This window comes from Leptolyngbya sp. FACHB-261 (assembly GCF_014696065.1).
Classification (GTDB): Bacteria; Cyanobacteriota; Cyanobacteriia; order FACHB-261; family FACHB-261; genus FACHB-261.
The window spans coordinates 454503-474305 of record NZ_JACJPL010000015.1 but is presented as its reverse complement, the minus strand read 5'-3'; the positions used below and the strand labels follow the sequence as shown (position 1 = coordinate 474305).

General features: G+C 51.1%; 16 protein-coding genes. 7 read left to right on the top strand and 9 right to left on the bottom strand.

The window, feature by feature from the left end; translation table 11 throughout:
- The first annotated feature begins 365 nt into the window (after positions 1 to 365).
- Positions 366 to 749: a hypothetical protein gene (locus H6F94_RS08345; protein ID WP_190801742.1), complete on the top strand. Its 384-nt coding sequence runs from the start codon at positions 366 to 368 to the stop codon at positions 747 to 749.
- A 27-nt stretch (positions 750 to 776) separates the two neighbouring features.
- Here H6F94_RS08345 and H6F94_RS08340 read toward each other — a convergent pair whose 3' ends face one another.
- The 6 genes from H6F94_RS08340 to H6F94_RS08315 all read right to left on the bottom strand — a co-directional run bounded on the left by H6F94_RS08340 (position 777) and on the right by H6F94_RS08315 (position 7600).
- Complete coding sequence (locus H6F94_RS08340) at positions 777 to 1607, bottom strand: alpha/beta fold hydrolase (RefSeq protein ID WP_190801741.1); 831 nt, start codon at positions 1605 to 1607, stop codon at positions 777 to 779.
- Between the two features lie 5 nt (positions 1608 to 1612).
- Entirely contained in the window at positions 1613 to 2908 is a 1296-nt protein-coding gene (purB, locus tag H6F94_RS08335; RefSeq protein ID WP_190801740.1) for an adenylosuccinate lyase, read from the bottom strand.
- Positions 2909 to 3273: 365 nt separating this feature from the next.
- A complete protein-coding gene (locus H6F94_RS08330) occupies positions 3274 to 4173 on the bottom strand; it encodes a GTPase family protein (RefSeq protein WP_190801739.1) in 900 nt (299 codons plus the stop codon).
- 453 nt (positions 4174 to 4626) lie between these two features.
- Entirely contained in the window at positions 4627 to 5100 is a 474-nt protein-coding gene (locus H6F94_RS08325; RefSeq protein ID WP_190801738.1) for a bilin-binding protein, read from the bottom strand.
- 305 nt (positions 5101 to 5405) lie between these two features.
- Positions 5406 to 5888, bottom strand: coding sequence for an ATP-binding protein (locus tag H6F94_RS08320; RefSeq protein WP_190801737.1), 483 nt, complete (start codon positions 5886 to 5888; stop codon positions 5406 to 5408).
- Positions 5889 to 6055: 167 nt separating this feature from the next.
- Positions 6056 to 7600 carry a bifunctional pantoate--beta-alanine ligase/(d)CMP kinase gene (locus H6F94_RS08315; protein ID WP_190801736.1) on the bottom strand — a complete coding sequence of 515 codons (1545 nt, stop codon included), beginning with the start codon at positions 7598 to 7600 and terminating at the stop codon, positions 6056 to 6058.
- A 157-nt stretch (positions 7601 to 7757) separates the two neighbouring features.
- Between H6F94_RS08315 and H6F94_RS08310 the strand changes: the two genes are divergently transcribed.
- Together H6F94_RS08310 and H6F94_RS08305 are read left to right on the top strand one after the other, a co-directional pair.
- On the top strand, positions 7758 to 8963 hold the full coding sequence (locus tag H6F94_RS08310; RefSeq protein WP_242041046.1) for an AI-2E family transporter: 1206 nt from the start codon (positions 7758 to 7760) through the stop codon (positions 8961 to 8963).
- Complete coding sequence (locus H6F94_RS08305; RefSeq protein WP_190801735.1) at positions 8960 to 9778, top strand: inositol monophosphatase family protein; 819 nt, start codon at positions 8960 to 8962, stop codon at positions 9776 to 9778. Before H6F94_RS08310 ends, H6F94_RS08305 begins: the two co-directional genes overlap by 4 nt.
- A 19-nt stretch (positions 9779 to 9797) precedes the next feature.
- Here the strand turns inward: H6F94_RS08305 and H6F94_RS08300 are convergent, their stop codons facing one another.
- Positions 9798 to 11717 (bottom strand): ABC-F family ATP-binding cassette domain-containing protein, encoded by a 1920-nt coding sequence (locus tag H6F94_RS08300; RefSeq protein WP_190801734.1) that lies wholly within the window; start codon positions 11715 to 11717, stop codon positions 9798 to 9800.
- A gap of 274 nt (positions 11718 to 11991) precedes the next feature.
- Here H6F94_RS08300 and H6F94_RS08295 point away from each other — a divergent pair, with 274 nt between their 5' ends.
- From H6F94_RS08295 to H6F94_RS08285, 3 genes are all read left to right on the top strand, one after another.
- Positions 11992 to 12471 carry a hypothetical protein gene (locus H6F94_RS08295; RefSeq protein ID WP_190801733.1) on the top strand — a complete coding sequence of 160 codons (480 nt, stop codon included), beginning with the start codon at positions 11992 to 11994 and terminating at the stop codon, positions 12469 to 12471.
- A 239-nt stretch (positions 12472 to 12710) separates the two neighbouring features.
- A complete protein-coding gene (locus H6F94_RS08290; RefSeq protein WP_199320269.1) occupies positions 12711 to 13580 on the top strand; it encodes a fimbrial biogenesis chaperone in 870 nt (289 codons plus the stop codon).
- A gap of 481 nt (positions 13581 to 14061) precedes the next feature.
- Positions 14062 to 16455 carry a carboxypeptidase-like regulatory domain-containing protein gene (locus H6F94_RS08285; protein ID WP_199320268.1) on the top strand — a complete coding sequence of 798 codons (2394 nt, stop codon included), beginning with the start codon at positions 14062 to 14064 and terminating at the stop codon, positions 16453 to 16455.
- Positions 16456 to 16487: 32 nt separating this feature from the next.
- Here H6F94_RS08285 and H6F94_RS08280 read toward each other — a convergent pair whose 3' ends face one another.
- Both H6F94_RS08280 and H6F94_RS08275 read right to left on the bottom strand, forming a co-directional pair.
- Positions 16488 to 17510: a sirohydrochlorin chelatase gene (locus H6F94_RS08280; RefSeq protein WP_313949246.1), complete on the bottom strand. Its 1023-nt coding sequence runs from the start codon at positions 17508 to 17510 to the stop codon at positions 16488 to 16490.
- Positions 17511 to 17687: 177 nt separating this feature from the next.
- On the bottom strand, positions 17688 to 18323 hold the full coding sequence (locus tag H6F94_RS08275) for a YdcF family protein (protein WP_190801732.1): 636 nt from the start codon (positions 18321 to 18323) through the stop codon (positions 17688 to 17690).
- Between the two features lie 385 nt (positions 18324 to 18708).
- Here H6F94_RS08275 and H6F94_RS08270 point away from each other — a divergent pair, with 385 nt between their 5' ends.
- Positions 18709 to 19719, top strand: a complete 1011-nt coding sequence (locus H6F94_RS08270) for a hypothetical protein (RefSeq protein WP_190801731.1) — start codon at positions 18709 to 18711, stop codon at positions 19717 to 19719.
- The last annotated feature ends 84 nt before the right edge of the window (positions 19720 to 19803 follow it).

The window sequence follows — 19803 nt, the reverse complement described above, 5'->3', positions numbered from 1 at the left end:
CCGTTTCAGTTTATTACAGGAAGTTGTGAACTGTTAAGGGTGATCTGATGAAAAATAGGTAAAAAAATAGAAGGCTTTATGTGCGCTTCTCTAGGTGACGGATCTGGCTATTTGATTTAAGGGATAGACCTAGTGCCTCAGATTTCAGCTGTCTCCTGCCTTCGGGACTTGCCCTCGATTCTCATCTAGGTATTTTTCAGCTGCTCGTGCTCCAAAACCAGCTAATTCTCCATTGCGCTGGTAGTTTCTATATAGAATTGCTCCAAAGGCGCAGAACTGCCCTTCATCCTGTAGAGTACGCATCCCTCTAGGGGTATACTTAGCGGAATTGCAATTGCTGCGGGGATAGAACGCCAGTGTCAGAGATGAGCTATCTGGAGTTGGAGCAGGAAGTCAGCAGAATGTCCAGGGCGATGATGACCCGCAACCGAACCATCGGGGCAGACCTGGTCACCAGCCTCAAAGTTCAACTCTCACCCGAAGCGGTGGCAGGAGTGATGCTGATTAGCCTTGAGCGCCTGGTCCGGCTCGATGCTGAGTCCTTTGTCTGGTCTGTGGAAAATCTAATCCCTGCTGATGTTATGCAGGAAATCTGGAAGATTACTGCTCCCAGAACTTACAGTCGCTTAGTCAAAAAAGGGCTTATCCCTGGTAAGGATTTCAGTGCGGGTGCCAGTGGGCAACTGTTCCTCAATAGCAAAGCCAGAGCCGCCATCTCCCCAGTCACCCAGACCCGGTGGGAGCAGTAGCAAGCCGCTGAGCTTGGGCCTGAACCCCTAGTCGAGTAGGCTTCGAATCAAATCTAAAACTGCCTGGGTTCTGGTGTACTGAAGCATATGGCCGCAATGGTCAAAGCAAACGCTTTGAGCCTGAGGCAAGTTGCGCCGCAGCCAGTGCCCCGGTCCTGACCCGACTAATAGATCTTGGGCTCCTTCCGCAACAATGATCGGCAGGCTGCGGGCAGGAGCTAGATCGGCTAGGTCATCCAAGCCAGGGGTTAGGGCAGCTAAATCTTCAGCAATAGCCATCAAGTTAGTGGGGCGTGTCCAGAGCTTAAAGGCACGGTCTTGATAGCCTCGGTTGACTGATTCAGGCCAGAATGCGACTTCAATAGCGGCCCAGGCGATAGGTGCAGCGACGGTTGTACTCAGCCAGGGGGCGAGCGGTTTAGATAGCACCATCCCCCAGGCGCTTGCCTGCGCGATCCAGGTACTGGCCCAGATTTGGAAGGCTTCACCCACAGGAGACAGCAGCACCACTCCCGCCAAATCCTCCGGATGCATGACTGCCCAAGCCAAGGCCACCGCGCAACCATAGGAATGCGCCACTAGGACGGGCCGTTCTACCTGCAACGAACGGCAGGCCAGCCGCAAAAATTCGGCATGGGCTGGGGGACGAGCATCAAGCGGCTCGTGGCGTGGGCTCAACCCATGACCGCGCCGGTCGAAGGCCAGAACTCGGTAGTCTTGAGCCAAGTGAGGAGTTACCGCCTCCCAGTCCCACACTGAGCCTGGGTCGCCATGCAGGAGCACGACCGGCTTGCCCTCGCCCAAATCTAAGTAGTGCAGTTGGGTGTTGCCGACATTGATAAATTGATAAGGCTGCATGCGGTTCAAATTCCCAACCGTTGGTAAACCCGGTCTAGGTGACGCAAGTGGTGAGTTGGGTCAAAGCATTGGGCTAATTCCGCGGCGTTGAGATTTTGAGTGACTCGCTCGTCTCGCTCAATCAGACCACGGAAGTCCCCGCCTTCAGTATTCCAGGCCTGATGAGCGTTGCTCTGCACGATGGTATAGGCTTCCTCACGGGAGAGCCCTTTGCCCACTAACGCCAGCAAAACTCTTTGGCTAAAGATCACACCGCCATAGCGATTGAGGTTGCGGCTCATATTAGCCGGATGCACCAGTAAGGTATGCACCAGATCTGCTGTTTCTACCAGCATGAAGTGAGTGAGGATGGCAGAATCGGGCAGGATCACACGCTCAACCGAGCTGTGCGAAATATCTCGCTCATGCCACAAGGCAATGTTTTCTAAAGCTGCGACCGCATTGCCACGAATGACCCGAGCCATGCCTGTGATCCGTTCTGAACGGATGGGATTGCGTTTGTGAGGCATGGCTGAAGATCCTTTTTGACCCTTGGCAAAAAACTCCTCAACTTCCAGGACATCGGTACGCTGTAGGTTGCGAATCTCGACCGCGAAGCGTTCCAGCGAAGCTGCTAGTAATGCCAGACCCTGCAAATAATCGGCATGTCGGTCGCGAGAAATCACCTGAGTCGAAGCGCAATCGGGTTTGAGGCCCAAGTTGGCACAGGCAATTTCTTCGATCCTAGGATCCAGATTGCCGTAGGTGCCCACTGCACCGGAAATTTTACCCACAGCCACAGACTCCCGGAGCCGGACAAGCCGGTCTTGGTGACGCAGAACCTCAGCTAGCCAGCCAGCTAGTTTGAAGCCGAAGGTCATTGGCTCGGCATGAATGCCGTGGGTCCGACCGACCATAATCGTGTCACGGTGCTGTTGCGCCTGGTAGCGGATCGCCTGGATAAGGGTTTCGAGTGTTCCCAAAAGCACGTCCAGGCTGGCGACCAATTGTAGAGCCAGCGCAGTATCCAACACATCGGAGCTGGTCAAGCCCAAGTGAATGTAACGGCCTGGCTCCCCTACATACTCATTAACATTGGTCAGGAAGGCGATCATGTCGTGCTTGACCTCAGCCTCGATCTCCAGCACCCGCTTCACGTCAAACTGAGCCTTGGCTTTAATCTCTTCGACTGCTTCAGCTGGGATGTAGCCCAATTCAGCTTGAGCCTCACAAACTGCAATCTCAACCTGTAACCAGGTTTTCAGCTTGTAATCTTCAGTCCACAAGCTGCCCATCTCTGGCAGGGTATAGCGTTCAATCACTGGCAGTCGTCCGGGTCACATTTACGGCGAACGTCCATTTTACCCAGGGATGCTGCGCCTATTCGCGATTTATTGCTGACTGTAAAGGTTTGAGGATAGGGAGTGCGACGGCAGGAGGCAGAGACTCGAAGGCTTACCTTGGAGGCTGAAGGAGCACAGAGGTCGGTAGACCTGTTGATGACTGAACCTGAGGATTGACTCTTAAATCTGCTGAACTTAAATGTGCTCAAGCAGTGGTCAAGTTGTTGCCCCTCGATATATTTTGAGCGTAGAACTTCAAAGGCAAATATTATTTTGCACTAGTTGGTTGCAATGCATCGAAACTCAAGAAATCTAGAAGTAGATTTAATCAAGCATTGCTGAGTTTACGGCTCGCCAAACAGCTGGCTCATATCGCTGCCAAACAACTGGCTCATATCGGTAATCAAATTTTCGAGCGTGTAATCCTCTGGGCCTGATGTTGGGCGAGCCGCTACCTGAACATCGGCTTGTCGAATTCCCCGCGCTTGCAGTAGCAGGTTGAGCTTGGCCTCGGGAGTCTGGCAGACATCGAGAATTCGCTTGAGCAGAGATACCAAATTCCAGCGTCGAGCTGCCGAAACAGCAATCATGGTTGGTGTTTTGGCAGTAGTTGGTAGGCTCTCAACTGCCAAAATTTTGTCGCCCTTGAGAGTCTGAATGAGATTGTGAATCGTTCGGTTGAGATGATGATCAGGACAGTTATTGCGCTCGTCCCAACGGCCTGCATCTGGTCCAGCCACAACTGGAATGGCATCACAGCGAGTGAGTACAAAAATGACTTTGTCTAGACAGCTGCGTCGAGCTAGATAATTGCGGTACAGACGGGCAACATTCTGATGCTGTCGGCTAACGGCATCGATCACGATCAAAATGACATCGCACTGGGGTAACAGGCGTTCAATGTTGGCGAGTGTGGCTTTATCCTCACCCCGATCATGATGAGAACCCAAACCAGGCGAATCGTAGAGCACGAGATCGCCCACTGGCGAGGATAAGCGGTAAGGGCGAATGACTTGAGTTGTCTGCTTGCCAAAGCTAACCCAAGCAGCCTCTTGTCCTAGCAGAGCGTTGAGCAGTGTCGATTTGCCCACCCCAGCATCGCCCACGACAATTAGTTGGGTGTCCTGAGAGGGCTCTTGGCTGAAGCACTGGTTCAACGAAGAGCTTAATGTATCAGTCGGCGTTGGATAGGTTTGGCTCGACTTCGCCGGAGCCGAACGGATGAACTTGCTAATCTCGGTCATCCTCAGCCCTCCCAAGCTTTTTCTGGATGTAATGCTAGAAACTTCTGCCCGCCAACTTTTCACGCCCTGCTTCTAGATATCCGGATCCCCTCAGAGTTCAGGACAAATCAAGGCCGGCGCTCACAAATTGACAGGTTGAATTTCAAGTCAAACGTACTGAACCCATTTATTGCCTAAGCTCAGTTGGTCAAATCAATCAGAGTGAAAAATTGAGATACAAAAATTGAAATACAAAATAGGGGGTGCTGGATTGGCAACCCCTGCCTGTGTAACTAATAGGATTTAATCAAGGCGCACTAGCTCGCCTGAGCCGGGTCTTGACACTGTGGGGCATGCTCTAGCAGACGTAGAACAGTCATATCGTCAGTTGTTCAACGCTGAGCGTTTCGAGGTGAACGGGATACGTAGTTATCCTCTGACTGTTTGATGAATAGGTGATCCAGGGATTAAGACTTAAATGTGAGATTCTAAAGTTTGAATCAAGACATCTAAATAAGGGCGGATCACCGCCGTGCTTCTTTCGGGCAAACGCTGACCTATTGCTTCTTGTAAAAAACGATAGGCTTTAGCACAATGCTCGTTCCGCTTCATGGACACCAAAATTGTGTCTAGCCAAGCCAGCATTTCTTCTTTAAAGAAGACTTCATCGTCGCGCAGAATAGACAGCGCAATATAGCGAACGACTTCTCCCATATCGTATTGGCAGCGAGAGCCGTGTTGCTTGATCAGCTCAGGATAGGCTTGCCCCAAACGACCGAGTGCTTCCGCGATCAATGGCTCAGCGTGATCCCGCAAACTCTCGTAAGCTTGGCTCCGATGCTCAAACGTCTGGGCATACTGTTCTAGTGGTAGTAACTCACCAGTACTTAAATAGCGCCCGTCAGCATCGGCAATTACTTCTCGTAGCTTGTGATTGAGTGTAAACATTAATCAAGGCCTCTACATGAATAATAGAAGGTAGCTGCTCCCAGCTGCTAATCTTCACCTAGTTCAGGAGGATGGTTACTGGAGTAACCGCCTACATCTAATAAGTTCCTTCAGAACAGCTCGTTCCCTGTCTTTTACAACAGCTGGAGCACCCCTAAATGAAATCACTGGAGTACCCCAGAGAACAAAATTGCCCCCTGTTATATAGACTGCCCGAGCCGAGCTCAACCCGCTAGACAATACTTAATTCTTAACTTAATAAACCGAAATGCCAGAAGAACTTAGTGGGATTAATTCGAATTGGTCTAGAGAACTAAAGGTAGACGGCTGTTGCGGTGAATTTGCTTACACAGCCGCAATTCAGTCCCCTCAGAGTTCCACTGGACTTGGTCAAAGACTTGATGTAGTATGTAGAGCCCTCGGCCACATTCCTGCTCATTGCAAGGCAGGCCATGTTGGCTCAGCTCTAAAGAAACCTCGGAAGCGCTACTGGGGTCCTTACCTTGCTCACGAGCAGATGGGCAACCAGGGCCTTGGTCGGAGATCATCCACCAGTATCGGCTAGCACTGGTTGAGAAACGGATGACTACTCGCTTAGACGGATCCAGCCGATTGCCGTGCTTGGCTGCATTGACTAATGCTTCCTGAAGTCCTAATCGCAGCTCCGCTTGCCAGTTAGGAGGCACCTCGGCTAGAAGTAGGTCAAGGATAGGACGAAGATACAGCGTTGATGCAAAGCTGAGCGTACACCAAGGCCTCGCTACCGGACGCAGTGAAATCGCTAGCACAGGTGCCGACTCCTACTCACCTTTGTCGCCTCAGTTCTCTCTTCATTCTAGGCTAACTTTCATAAAAAAATCATCCGGGAAGCAGATGAGCCAGGTATAAGTGAAGACACGGCAAATACAGAGGCGTTAGATGGCGTTAGATTCAGCAGAGCCCCTAAGTTGTGTATCTAAGACTCTGGCTGCGAAGCGTGAGCTAGAAACTGCTGATAAAGGTTGACAATCTGGTTGGTAACCTGATCAATCGTGCAGCCATCCGTGCACAGCTCAATAGCATCATTAGCCTTGCGTAACGGGGAGAGCTCACGATTGCTGTCTAGAGCATCACGATGGGAGATCGCCTGTTCGATGTCGAGTAAAGAGTCGTTGTCCTCACCGAGCTGGCGCAAATCCTGCTGACGCCGCCGAGCACGTTCCTGAACAGAAGCTGTCAAAAAGACTTTGAGCTCAGCATCTGGGAAGACTCGTGTACCAATGTCACGGCCCTCCATGACCAACCCCCCTTGGAGCCCCAACTGCTGCTGCTGACGCACAAGTTGGGCACGAACAACTGATAGAGCTGCTATTGCAGAAACTTGAGCGGTCACCGCTTGGGTGCGGATATCGTGGCTGACCTCATGGTCGTTGACCCAGACCCGAGAGGGGTAGGCTGGGTCATCACTGCTGGTGAGCAAGATGTTGCAGTGGCTCAGCAACTCAGCGACTGCAGGCTCATCTTGAGAATCTGTATGGGTTTCAAGCATGAGCCAGGTCACCGCTCGGTACATAGCGCCTGTATCAAGGTAGAGCAAGTTTAGTTGTCTCGCCACAGCCCGTGCCACTGTTGATTTACCCGCGCCTGCAGGTCCATCAATCGCAATAATCGGCTTGCGCCAGCGCAGAATCAGGTTATCGATCAGGCGAGTCGGACCCACTCGAGCTGCGATAGCCAGTAGTCCCATCGTCTGTATTTCCGTTAGTGGTGCCAATGTCTGAGGATGGACTAGCTCCACATACTCAGGCTGCACTGTCGGTTCAGTCAGCAGAACATCTTTGATTGTCTGCGTGAGCACCTCAGCGTCTCGCTCTCCCTGTTTGAAGGTTTGTTCTGCTTCGCGTAGAGCCCGGTAAAGTACAGTGGCAGCGTTGCGTTCCGACTCAGTGAGGTATTGATTGCGCGAGCTAAGCGCTAGACCACCAGGTTCTCGCACAATCGGACAGGGCACAATCTCAGTCGGAATATTCAAGTCAGCAACCAGCCGTTGTAGGATCGCAAGCTGCTGGGCATCCTTTTGGCCAAAATAAGCTCGCTGTGGTTGCACTAGATTCAACAACTTGGTGACAATAGTAGCGACTCCTTCAAAATGCTGAGGTCGAGAGCGCCCACAAAGCACTGAGCGCATGGCTAGCGGTGGCTCTACTTGGGTACCGAAGCCCTCAGGAAATAATTCTTCGGGGGAGGGGGTAAAGATTACATCCACACCGGCCGCTTCACAAAGCTCCCGATCCCGCTCCAGAGCCCTGGGATAGCGCTGATAATCTTCGTTGGGACCAAACTGCAAGGGATTGACAAAAATACTGACTACGACGAGATCGCACTCGCGGCGAGCACGGGTGATCAAGCTGATGTGCCCCTCGTGGAGTGCCCCCATCGTGGGCACTAGTCCAACCTCTTTACCTTGGCCGATGGCCACTAAAAAGCAGCGCAGCGCGGCTGCTGTTGTAAACAGACGCACAAGATCCCCCTATCTCAATGTCGGATTAACGGAGTCAAATGAACTGAGCGAGTCGTTGTCAGTTGACTTACCCCATCCTACGGCTCTGCCGTCGAGCTGCTACATCTCAACCTTAGCCAGAGAATAAGGAAATGGAGACAGCCTGCTTTAAGGTCTTTTGGACGTCCCTGCTAACCCCTCGCGGGACAAGACCAGGCTAGCCCAGGGCTGCTATGCTGCCGATATGCGGGAGCAGCGCATTACCCTTTCTTTCGGCACATTGGCTGGCGTCTTAGCGGCGTTAGCTGGAGTGGCGGTGTTCTGGCAGTTACGGGGGCTGCTGGTAACGCTAATGATCGCCGTAGTTTTGGCCGCCTCAATTGTGCCCGTTGTTGATCGGGCTGAGCGTCTGCGCTTGCCCCGCTGGCTGACGGTATTAGTGGTGTACTTGGGTCTGATCTTAGGCCTCACCGGTGTGGGTGTCTTAATTGGCCCAACCGTGATTGACCAGGTGCAACGTCTCATTCGACAGTCTCCAATCTATGTGAGCACCCTGCGAGATTTGGTAGAGGCGGCTATTTCGCGAATCAGTTCAACCCGTCCCGAATTGGTTCGGCAGTTCTTCAATCCCCAGGACATTGCTGGCTGGTCGATTCGTTCTGCCGATCAGCTTTTGCGCCAGTCTCTGGGCGTGACTACCAATATTGTCGGTGGCTTCTTCAGTCTGGTACTGTCCCTGTTTATCTCAGGCTATATGGCCGCAGATAGTAAAACCTTAATAAACGGCATTACTCAGCTTTTTCCAGAGCCTTGGGATCAGCGGCTACAGGATCAAGCTGGCCCAATTGGCGAGCGTATGGGCAGCTACATTCGAGGCCGCATTCTGGTTTCAGCCGTTCTGGCTGTAGGGGTAACGCTGGGCTTAAGTGTTCTGGGCATGAGCGACTTCGCAATTGGGCTGGGAGCCATTGCAGGCGTCACCAATCTCATCCCCTTTCTGGGACCTGTACTGGGCGCTGTGCCTGCCCTGATTGTGGCCTTGCCACAGGGTGGTTGGCTGGTGCTCTGGGTGCTGGTGCTGTTTGTGCTGATCCAGAATCTAGAAACTTACGTGCTGGACCCTCTATTGGTAGGCTCGTCTGTAGGTCTGCACCCCCTCTATCAACTGCTGGCAGTTCTAGGCGGAACTCAGGTCTTAGGGATTATTGGTGCCCTGATCGTGCCACCCTGGGTGGCTGGGGCTGCTGTTCTGCTGGAGAACCTTTACCTCAAGCCTAAATTGCAAGCTGAGGCCGCTGAGGCCGGACGTGCAGCTGAGCCCGACTTGAGCAGTCCCCGCTTGCCGATTGCTCCCCCAGCCACTAAGTTTCCAGGCCCGTTATGACTTCCAGCACCGATTTGCTGCTCGAAACAACCGCCCACGCTAGCCTGCTTGAGTTCCTCGAAGATACCGAGCAAGTGGTTAAGCAGGTGGGGCTGTTGCTGTTGTCTCAGTTTGGGCAGGTGCTGAGTCAGCAGAAGGCAGATGGCAGTCTGGTTACTCAGGCCGATCGCGATGCTGATACGGCCCTTGTGAGTGCCTTGCGCCAGCGTTACCCTCACCACAGCCTGCTGACTGAGGAGGGGTGCCAAACGTTCGATGGTGCTGAATGGTGTTGGGTGATCGATCCATTAGATGGCACGACTAACTTTGCGCAAGGTGTGCCAATCTGGGGAATCTCAGTTGCGCTACTTCATCAGGGAAGACCACTGTTTGGCTTGGGCCACTTTCCCCCAGTTCAGCAGACGTTCTGGGCAGCTGTGGGTGAAGGTGCATTTTTGAATGGCAACCGCTTGCGAACCCGCACCCAAGACATTGGTGCCAACGATTTTTTTAACCTCTGCTCCCGCACCCTCAATCGCTATGAAGTTGCTCTGCCCTGTAAGCCTCGGATTCTCGGTTCTGCTGCTCATAACCTGATGGCAGTGGCTAATAGCAGCGTGCGGGGCGGGATCGAGGCTACCCCAAAAGCCTGGGACTTGGCAGCAGCCTGGGTGATCGTGCCAGAGGCTGGAGGCGTAGTGCGCACATTATCAGGTGTAGATCCTTTTCCCCTGGAGCCAGGGCAAGACTACACCAACCGCTCTTTTGCTGTACTGGCTGCTGGCACCGAAGAGATCTGGCAGCAGCTAAGAGCCTGTCTACGAGAAGCTGATTAGAGTTGATCTAAGGCTTGAGTTAGGGCTCAATCTCAGCTAGCTCTAACCAGCGTTCGGTAGCGGTATCTAACGCTTGACTCAGTGCCTGTACTTGCTCATAGAGCTTCTGCACTTTGCTGAAATCGGTAGATGGCATAGTTTGCAGAGCTTTCTCTAGCTCGGCTTTCTCGGTTTCCATTTTTGCTATCTTGCCTTCCAGCGAGTCAAATTCGCGCTTTTCTTTGTAAGACAATTTGCGCGGCTTGCCATTATCGCTTGGCTGGCTCTCAGCTTTAGTCTGGGTTTCTTTGGGACGGGAATTTGCTGGAGTGACTACCTCTTCTTCATTCTTCTTGAAGTCAAGATAGATGGAATAATTGCCAGGATATTGGCGCAGATTACCACCTGGTTCTAGCGCGAAAATAGTGTCAACCACTCGGTCCAGAAAGTAACGATCGTGGGAGACAACAATGACACAGCCTGTGAAGTCTTCCAGATATTCTTCGAGCACTGCCAGCGTTTGCACATCCAGATCATTGGTAGGCTCATCGAGAATTAACACGTTGGGAGCACCCATCAGCACCCGAAGCAGAAACAGACGACGTTTTTCGCCGCCTGAAAGCTTATGAATAGGGGCATATTGCTGACTACCAGGGAATAGAAAACGCTCCAGCATTTGCGAGGCACTAATCTGAGTGCCATCTGCTAGTTTGACGAATTCCCCTTCTTCTTTAATGTAGTCAATGACCCGCTGGTTCTCGTTTAGAGCCGAAAGCAGTGCCTCAGAGTGTTGGTCAAAATACCCAATGTGAATAGTAGAACCAATTTCAACCGTGCCGGAGTCAGGCTGGACTCGTCCGGTAATAATATCCATCAAGGTCGATTTGCCAGCACCATTGCCACCAATGATGCCAATGCGATCCTCAGGATTGAAATTGTAGGAAAAACTCTTGATTAAAGTGCGGTCGCCGTAGGCTTTGCTAATCCTATCGAGTTCGATTACTTTTTTGCCAATCCGGCGACCGGCAGTGGCGATATCTACCTTGCCCTGAACCTGCTTAAATTCTGTTGCCTGCATATCGTGGACACGCTCAATTCGAGCTTTCTGTTTGGTGCTGCGAGCTTTGGGTCCTCGCTTGAGCCATTCCAACTCGCGACGTAGAACGCCTTGATGCTTGCGCTGAGTGCTGATTGCAGACTCTTCAGCCAGCGCTTTCTTTTCCAGATAGTACGAATAGTTACCGGCGTAGCTATAAAGATCACCTCGGTCAATTTCCAGGATGCGGTTGGTCACCTGATCCAGAAAATAACGATCGTGGGTAATCAGCAAAATTGCGCCTCGATAACGGTTCAGATAACTTTGCAGCCACTCCACCGACAATGCGTCCAAATGGTTGGTAGGCTCATCCATCAGCAACACATCGGGCTCTGATAGCAGTGCAGAAGCTAGGGCGATGCGCTTGCGGTAGCCGCCAGAAAGGTTACCTACACGAGCGTTAAAGTCCTCAATGCCCAGTTTAGACAGAATGATTTTGGCCTTGGTTTCTAAATCCCAAGCTCCGGTCGCCTCCATTCGCTGGCTAAGCGTCGCCAAACGGGTCATAAGCTGGCCCGAAGGATCTGCTTGTCCGTGGGCTAGCTGGTCAGAGAGCTGTTCGTATTCGCGCACCACGGTCATCTGTTCGCCACTGTCAGCAAAGACCTGCTCCAGCACCGTGCGGCTTTCATCTAGTTCAGGCTGCTGCGGTAGGTAAACAACGCGAACACCTGAATTAACTAGCAGTTGGCCCTCATCAACCGGTTCCAGTCCCGCAATCATTTTCAGCAAGGTTGATTTACCAGAACCGTTGGTTCCGATCAGGCCCACCTTATCGGAGTTGTCCAGACTGAAGCTGGCGCTTTTGAGAATCTCTTTGATGCCAAAGTGCTTCTGAACCGATTGCAGGGTAAAAATACTCATTGGAAGCAGACAAAGGGGAGCCAATCTCCATTTTGCCTGCCTGACCCTCCAAAGTGACTCGGTTTGGGGACGTTCTGCGTTCAGGCAACCTGAGTTTCACTGAAAGGCTCTGTGGCTCTGTAGTTTTGCTTAGGGATCTAAGCCGCTTGGCTTAGAGAACCGTATTCAACCGGATTACCAGGGACAAGTGCATTTTGTAGAGTGATTTCAGCTTGATGAATTGGCTCAAGCGTTCTACTGCTTAGATTCAAACTCTTCCTAAGGAATTACTGCAATGATTCGTCGTACCTTGCTAGCTTCTGTCCTGACTCTGAGTAGTGCTGTTGCCTTTACACCTGCGGCTGGCGCGGTGACAACCGATATTCCCTTCACTGGAACTGTGCTAAGCGTATGCGCCTTTGTTCCCACTGCCGGATTGCTAGGAACTACTGATAACTCAACGGCTTTAGATAGTACTGCAACCGGAGGACTCGCTGGAATTGCTGTTCTGACTTGTAATACAAGGACTAACCTAACTGTTGATGCTCCTATTCAGACCCTGGGTCCTAGCTTCACGCCGACCGCAGCCTCTGCAACTGTCAGTGGTAATGGCTTGGTTAACAATGTACTGAGCAATTTAACAGGTCCTGCTGCACCGGTCGCACTACCGATTGGCGTCACAACCTTAAATGTCAACATGAGAGTTGTGAAAGATGATTTCCTTGAGGCAGGAGCCTACGGATACAAAGTCAAATTGACAGCTACTCCTCAGTAGCAAGCTGCTACTAATGCTATCAGTGCCTGCTTCTCATGTTAATGATCTTTGTGGGAAAACGCTCTGCCTCTAACCATTAGAGCAAGAAATGTAGGTTTTCCCACTGGCTTAAATGGCTTAATCAAATCATTGAAAAATCTCCAATAGGTTAATACCTCGCTCCAGACGGAACAGACGTTCTGACAAAGCTCCAGATGGTCTTTTTCTTAACAACCTTCGAGACTGGATGTAGAGGTTCAATGACTGTGCCGAGTGTAGTTTCTAAGTTTCTAGCAACGTCTAGAGTTGTCTCTAGAGCTTTTCGCTATAGCGGTTGCTTGTTATCTGCTGCCTTGCTTTGGGCTGGTTCGGCCCAAGCGCAATTGGGCATCTCGCCAATGATTGTTGAGGTGCAGGCTAACCGAGGTCAGGCCCAAGGCACCATCAACATCAGCAATACCAGCAACGCAGAGCTGCGTGCCCGAGTCTACGTTGAGCCCTTCACTTACAGCCGTGACCGTGGCTTTGAAGTAATACCGTCCAATCCCAGCGATCTTAGCCCTTACTTGCAGTTCTCCCCCCGCGAGCTAACTATTCCGCCGGGAGTAACAAGGCGAGTCCGCTTCATTGCTCGGTTTGTTCCCAGCCTTGGCAATGGTGAATATCGAGCTGTGGTGTTTGCAGAGCCATTAACTGAGACCACTGGTAGCAATGGCAGTGGTAATAACGTCGGTATCATTACTCGGATTGGTGCCACCGTTTATGTAAGAAATGGGGAATTATCGCCTCAACCAGTTGCAGAGAGCGCTAGCTACAATGTTGAGCGAAATCAACTGCAGTTACTAGTTCGCAATGCAGGTCAGGCCTCTGTTCAATTAACTGGTTCTTGGACCCTAAAAAAAGAAGGATCTACAGTTCGAACTGGAAATTTGGAGCAAATATCACTCGTCGCCCAGAGTGAACGTAATCTTGGGCTAAGCAATTCCAGCCCAGAGCAAGCATTATTGCAACCAGGCAGCTATGAATTAGCTGGGAATTTAACTTGGGGCGGGAGTGATAGTAAAAAGGCTGTTCCATTTAATGTGACCTTGACCATTCCTGCCCGTTCTAGCGCAAGTTCTAATCGATGAGATAAGGTAGCCCAGACATTGATGTTAGGGCTCAAAAGAAGCTGACATTGCCTCGGTGTAGATGCTCGTCGAGGCGATGGATTTGACTTGCTTGTCGGTCTTCTTCTGCTGGAATATGCCCTATCCAGTCTCACCTCCCCCTCAACCAGTCATCGTTGAATTTGCCTCGCCTAGAGGTGTTGCTGATCCTAGATTTATTCCTACAACAAACATATCCTCTTCGGCCCAGTTGTTAGAGGGTAATTCTCAAGAGAATAGTGCCTCAACTATCACTGCGCCAACAATACTTACATCTGACACCTCAACCTCCCCTCACTCTGAACCTTCATCAAACACAACTTCCTCACAGATAGCTCAGGTTCCATCAGGATTTAGCGTTTTTCCAGTCGGATTAAATGCTGGTAGCCGCAGTGTAATTTCTAGTGTTTTGATACGCGGGCAAGAGAATGGAAGCCAAGCTATTAGTTTTGATCAATGGCTTTTGCCCTACGATGCTGTCATCAAGGCATTGCAATTTAGTACAAGAGTTTTGCCTGATGGTCAGGTAGAGCTGCAGTCACCAGGCCTCGTTACCCGTGTCGATCCTAAGCGAGTGCAGACCGACCCGGAACTAGGTCTGGTCTTCTCCGTGCAAGATCTAAAAACTCTATTTGGCGTTGAAGCGAAATTTGATCTCAATGAGTATGCAATTCAGTTGCAAGCACCTTGGCTGGAACAAACCAACCAAGCTGTTAGCTCGATAGATACTCCAATTCAACTCGAAGGGTTGCCATACATTGGATCCTCAACCTTATCGCTAGCAGCCATTGAGCAACGAGTTGACGTGAGTGGTTCTCAGGGAACCTCCACAAACGCTAGGGGAGAGCTAATGGCAGTTGGCACTCTCTTAGGTGGCAGTTGGTTTATTCGAACCGATCAGCCTGACCTCCGTAATCAAAGAACTTGGAGCTTAGCTGAGGCTCGGTTTCAGCGGCAGACGAATCAGTCCGACTTCATCATCGGCTCTCAGCCCCCTTTCTGGTCTAGCCAGGGAACAAACGACTATTGGGGCTTTACAACTATTCAACGGCAGGGCTTCGTACCACAGCTACAACTCTATGGCGAGGCTGATCCACGTCAGCGTCTACAGGCAGCCCAAGTAGGTCAGACAATCGTAGGACGCGCGGAGCCAGGCACATTAGCGCGCCTAACTCAAGGCTTCAACAGTCGCTTGGTTACCGAGGTTTTGGTAGATTCCTCTGGTATTTATCGATTTGAAAACGTTAAAGTTGACAACCAGTTTCTGAGCAATTATCGCGTCTTACTTTACCCTCAGGGCCGCTTAACTGCTCAACCTGAAATTCGAGAGGCAACTTTCTCAATTGTGCCTGGTCAACTTCCGGCAGGAGCCTCGGCTCTAGTTATCTCAGCTGGATTTCAACGCGAGCCACTCAATTTCCAAGCGGGAAAATTCCTGGGCAACTTCTCGGATTTTCAAGGAGGAATTGCTCAACGCTGGGGCTTGTCACAAGAACTGACGGTGGGTCTGGGTGCAGTCTACGACCAGTCCATGCGGGGATTGGGAGAACTGTTCTTTCAGCCTAGAGGTGTGCCTCTGCGCGTAGCAGTGTCTGCCCTTACGGGGGGCGGGGATGGCTCTTGGGATATCAACGCCAATATCAGCTTTGAACCCTCTCGTAACTTTCGGGCACAGTTTAGCAGCGACCAGTTTTCCAGTCGCTTCAATTTAGATTGGCAAGTCATTCCCGGCTTAACCTTGCTAGGCATCGCAGATAGCCGAGATTCTGTAGCCGCTGGTCTACAAATTGTTTCTAGCAGCCGCACTGCCTCTACCTTCGCTCGGGTTACTTTAGATGCCAAAAGTCGTCTTCGCTGGAGTTTATTTCAACGCCTAGGCAGGTTACAACTTAGCCAATTTGGTAATGAAATTGGCTCTCGCTCTGAACTGAGCTATGATTTTTCGCCAGACAACGATTTCACAACTGGCCATGCTTTAGTTTTAGGTTATGAAACACAAAATCAAAACCGTAGCGATAAGTTATTAAGCTTGGCGTGGCATTACCACTCACAACAGAGATCAATCGACGGCAATTATCTCTGGCAAGCAGAGTTGGGATATGCAGTTGGCACTCAGGGCTCGGGACTAATTGCCAGTGTGGGGACAACAATCGTGCCCGGCTTGATGGTGAGAGCGCGATATCAAGGGGTATCTGTTACTTCCGATCAAGCAACTTTTAGCCTAGAGCTAGTGCCCAGCCTCAACTTTCAGCAGGGAATCACAGCAGGCGATCGTCATGCCAATTACTTTCGCACTCAGGGCGGTCTGTTAATCCAACCCTTTCTTGACCGTAACAACAATGGTCGGCGAGATGCCAATGAGGCTTTCTATACGGACCCCAGCTTAATTCTGCTCAACAACCAGCCCATCCAATCTCTGCGTCCAGAAATTCTAAATGACCGCATTTCTCTGCGCCTACCGCCAAATACTTATCGCTTAGACTTTGACCCTGCTGGTTTTCCTGCTGATTGGCAAGTCGCATCGAATGCTTTGGCTGTGGAAGTTGTGGCCGGGAGCCATACACCAGTTCTGATTCCCCTGGTTCCGTCTTACACTTTGGCAGGTACTGTCACCGATCCTCAAGGGAAACCTCTTGGCGGGGTGAGGGTGGAGGCCATTCAGTCTGATTCCAAACAGCGAATGTTCTCGGTGACCAACAACGCCGGCGTTTATTACCTAGAAAGGCTACAGCAGGGCACCTATAATCTACAAGTCAACGGTGAGCCTGCTCAGCCTGACAGCATAGAACTGGAGGCTTCCTCGGAGAAATTGCAGGAAGTCAGCCTCCAGTATTCCAGGCCGAAGCAAACCCAGTAAATTGTCACTGAGTTTGCAGTGAGCCCCTTAGGTTAAGGTGTTTGCCAGACGCGCTGGTGATAAGCTGCTGGCTCTGCCAGCGAATCTGGGGCTGAGCCATGACTATGTGAGTGTCCGTGCCCATGCTCCTGGCTGTGCCCGTGATCATGCCCATGAGCGTGTGCGTGCCCATGAGCATGCCCGTGACCCTCGGCCTCAGTGGGTGGCATTAAGCGGAACTTGCACATCTCGCAATTCATCCGCACCTCGCCTAATTGCGTCTCGCGTTCACGCTCCCTAAGCAGCAAGAACAGGTCTGGATGCAGACCAATCTCTGGCAGACAGTCAATTTGCAGGTGAGGAAATAGGGCCTGCTGAGCTTCTGTGGCCTCCACAATCTTCTTCACCAGAGCACCGGTAAACAGAAAGTGAGGTAACACGATAATCCGACGCGGCTGATCCAGACGGGCACGACGGAAGCCTTCTTCTAATCGCGGGTGGGTGATGCCGATAAAGCAAGTCTCCACACTGGCATAGCCACTGCCCTCCCAGAGCAGGCGGGCCAATTTGCAAGCATCTCCATTGGCATCTGGATCGCTGGAGCCTCGTCCCACAAACAACAGCACGGTTTCAGAGCGGGGAATTGCCTCAGGATTGTGCTCAGGTTGGTCGAGGGCGGCAAGACGTTCATTCCAGAGGTTCAGTAAGCTCGGCGTAATGCCGAAATGCCGTCCGTAGTGAAGCTGCAAACCGGGGTGGCGCTGCTTGGCGCGGTCCAACTCGTTGGTAACATCAAATTTGTTGTGTCGTGCCGCAAATAGCAACACTGGCAACACGCTTAGCTCCAGGTGGCCTGCCTCTACACACTGGTCAACGCCATTTTGAATACTAGGTTCAGTCAGTTCCAAAAAGCAGGGCAGGACAGGGCGGGAATGATCTAACTGCTGATAGGCAGTAGCGAAATCTAGGAAGCTCTGTCGCCCTTCAGCATCGCGCGTGCCATGCCCAACCAGTAACAGTGGACGCTGGAGAGGCAAGGGTTCCAGGTCGAGCTTCGGAATAGTTAATGCCAACACAGAAGGAGTCTCCTTCCCCGTGCAACGCAGGGAATAGAGTGAAAACTGCAAAGGGCCGGGCGTTCTGGCTGGCTCGAAGGCTCACAGTTGCGGCACAGCGCCGGACTTGCACCGGGCTTTCCCCGACCCCGACAGTGGTTCACGGTTTGCGTCCCTGATTCTAGCCGGGATATGAGGCTACTGCGGCACAATGTGCTCACACTGGTAATCTCGCTGGCTCCAGGCTGCCATATCGACTTGGTCGAGCCGCGTCACTTGAGCACAGGATGGCGTGTAGACCTGGCTGACTACAGCCCAGCCCAAAGCTCGTGCGACATCTATGCTGGTTTTGAGAGGTGATTCGCTGTTGGCTGGAATGCCGCGTTCGCGCATGGGGTCAGCTTCCATCCAAATGCCTCTCGCGCCTAGCAGAATCTGCCCAAGCCAGCCGGCACGGGGAAAATGAGTCGTTGTAGAGATCACTCTGACGTGCCGTGCTCCCCAACGGGCCAAAACTGGCATGCTGTAGTAGAAGTTGCCGAAGGTTGATTCAGCACATTGCTCTAGCCAAACCTGATCTAGGGGAACCTCAGCCTGCTGAAAAATCTCCAAGACGCAAGGAGGCTCTGAGCCCTGGGAAATCAGAATGGGCAGTTCAGGATTTTGGTGGGCGAGCTTGGCAGCATAGATCTCCCGTTGAATACTGCCTCCCAGGACCAGGACTGCATCCACGGGTCCTAAGGCCCCTTGCGCTAGGGTGGTCAACCGTACCAGTACCCAAGCAACCACAACCAAGAGCAGGCTCAGCTTTACCCAACGCAGGTATCGACGCACAGGCTACCTCATGCCGCCATCGGCTCTAGAACGGCTGAATCAGCTCACCCATTTTAGTCAGCAGTTTCTAGCCAAGCCAGGAGCGAAACAGTCAAAAGACAGTCAGAAGACAGAGGACCCACTCAGGAGTTTCGCTTTAATAGAAGAAAGAGGAATTTACTTTGTCAACAGCCCCGCTTCTCAGTCGCGAGAAGTGGGACTTTCCTTGTTCTTCATAATCTCTCATTGCTAACTTCATTTATTCTGATTAGACGTTAATACTTAGTTGTTAAAAGAGCCTATGCATTTGAAATTAAGTTAGGCAACTACCTTCTTTGGGAAAGCTGCATTAATCCCCATGATACGTTTGGGTTGCCAATTTCTTGTATTAATCTTATTGATGAATATGCCACGGCTTAACTCTCTGGAAGCTGCCAAACAAGGCAGCGCTGAGGCAATCGCCGCTTTGATTAACTCTTCCTTAAAACCTAAAGGCATCACTGCTAAAGTCGTTTTGCAGCAGAACTGTTTGAAGGTTTTACTGGAGTCAGTTCAACTCCCGACGCAGCAGGTCTTAGCTCCATTTGTCTTTAAAGGTATAAAGGACTTGAGCTTGGACTCAGTTCAAACGGTTCAAGTTTATGGCCGATTAACGGGTGAGCAAACCCCACGCTGGGCTCAAGCTTATAAATTAACCCATGCAAGCGCTTCTTCCCTGGTCCCTGAATCAATTTCTTTATTAGGAGAAGAAGACCAAACTTGTGCTAGCCCGGAGATTCAGCCCCAAGGACCTGCTCAGACTAAGGTAGTTGATCCTGACTTAGAAGAACCAGTTGATCAGAAGACACTAGCAAAACAGGGGAATATAGAGGCCATTGAGACACTACTTAATCAAGCTATTGATAATAGTAATGTGATGCTGAAAGTCAGCGCTGAAGACAAAGCTCTAAGGGTGACAGCGCAAACTAATCAGCTTCTAGACGGTCCCGTTTTCGCTCAACGCATTCATCAACAACTTTGTGCTCTGGAGCTAGAACAATTCGAAAGTGTTGATATCTATAAACAAAAAGCGAATGGGTCTAACTCATTCCGTCTAAAAACGTTTGCACTTGCTAAGTTAGAAGAAACTTCGCCAGAGGCCGGAGAATCTAACGTTGCTGAACTAACAACAGAAATCAGTGGTGAATCAGTAGGGGTTTCCAAAAAACACAAAAACATCAATCAGATTCGCAAAAAACTAACTGTCATCTTTATTGTGATTGTTGCGGGTTTTATCGTCATTAGGACTATTACCAGGCTGACCTGGCTTCTATCATCGCCTACAGGTGGATTTGGCTTGGTTATGGGTGCCTTTATACTCTGGCGAGCCTATCACACACTAAACCCAATGCTGCAACGGATGCTGCGGGAGGATTAGGTTTATTCTTCTGACAACAGCAATCATAGCCATTATGAAAAAAGGCTCTTGATACTCAACAGTATCAGGAGCCTTTTTTAGGGA

What these genes read in the sequence shown, in the direction of transcription:
- H6F94_RS08345 (WP_190801742.1), top strand. Translation starts at nt 366, where the DNA reads ATGAGCTATCTGGAGTTGGAGCAGGAAGTCAGCAGAATGTCCAGGGCG.
- H6F94_RS08340 (WP_190801741.1), bottom strand. Translation starts at nt 1,607, where the DNA reads ATGCAGCCTTATCAATTTATCAATGTCGGCAACACCCAACTGCACTAC.
- H6F94_RS08330 (WP_190801739.1), bottom strand. Translation starts at nt 4,173, where the DNA reads ATGACCGAGATTAGCAAGTTCATCCGTTCGGCTCCGGCGAAGTCGAGC.
- H6F94_RS08325 (WP_190801738.1), bottom strand. Translation starts at nt 5,100, where the DNA reads ATGTTTACACTCAATCACAAGCTACGAGAAGTAATTGCCGATGCTGAC.
- H6F94_RS08305 (WP_190801735.1), top strand. Translation starts at nt 8,960, where the DNA reads ATGACTTCCAGCACCGATTTGCTGCTCGAAACAACCGCCCACGCTAGC.
- H6F94_RS08300 (WP_190801734.1), bottom strand. Translation starts at nt 11,717, where the DNA reads ATGAGTATTTTTACCCTGCAATCGGTTCAGAAGCACTTTGGCATCAAA.
- H6F94_RS08295 (WP_190801733.1), top strand. Translation starts at nt 11,992, where the DNA reads ATGATTCGTCGTACCTTGCTAGCTTCTGTCCTGACTCTGAGTAGTGCT.
- H6F94_RS08290 (WP_199320269.1), top strand. Translation starts at nt 12,711, where the DNA reads ATGACTGTGCCGAGTGTAGTTTCTAAGTTTCTAGCAACGTCTAGAGTT.
- H6F94_RS08270 (WP_190801731.1), top strand. Translation starts at nt 18,709, where the DNA reads ATGCCACGGCTTAACTCTCTGGAAGCTGCCAAACAAGGCAGCGCTGAG.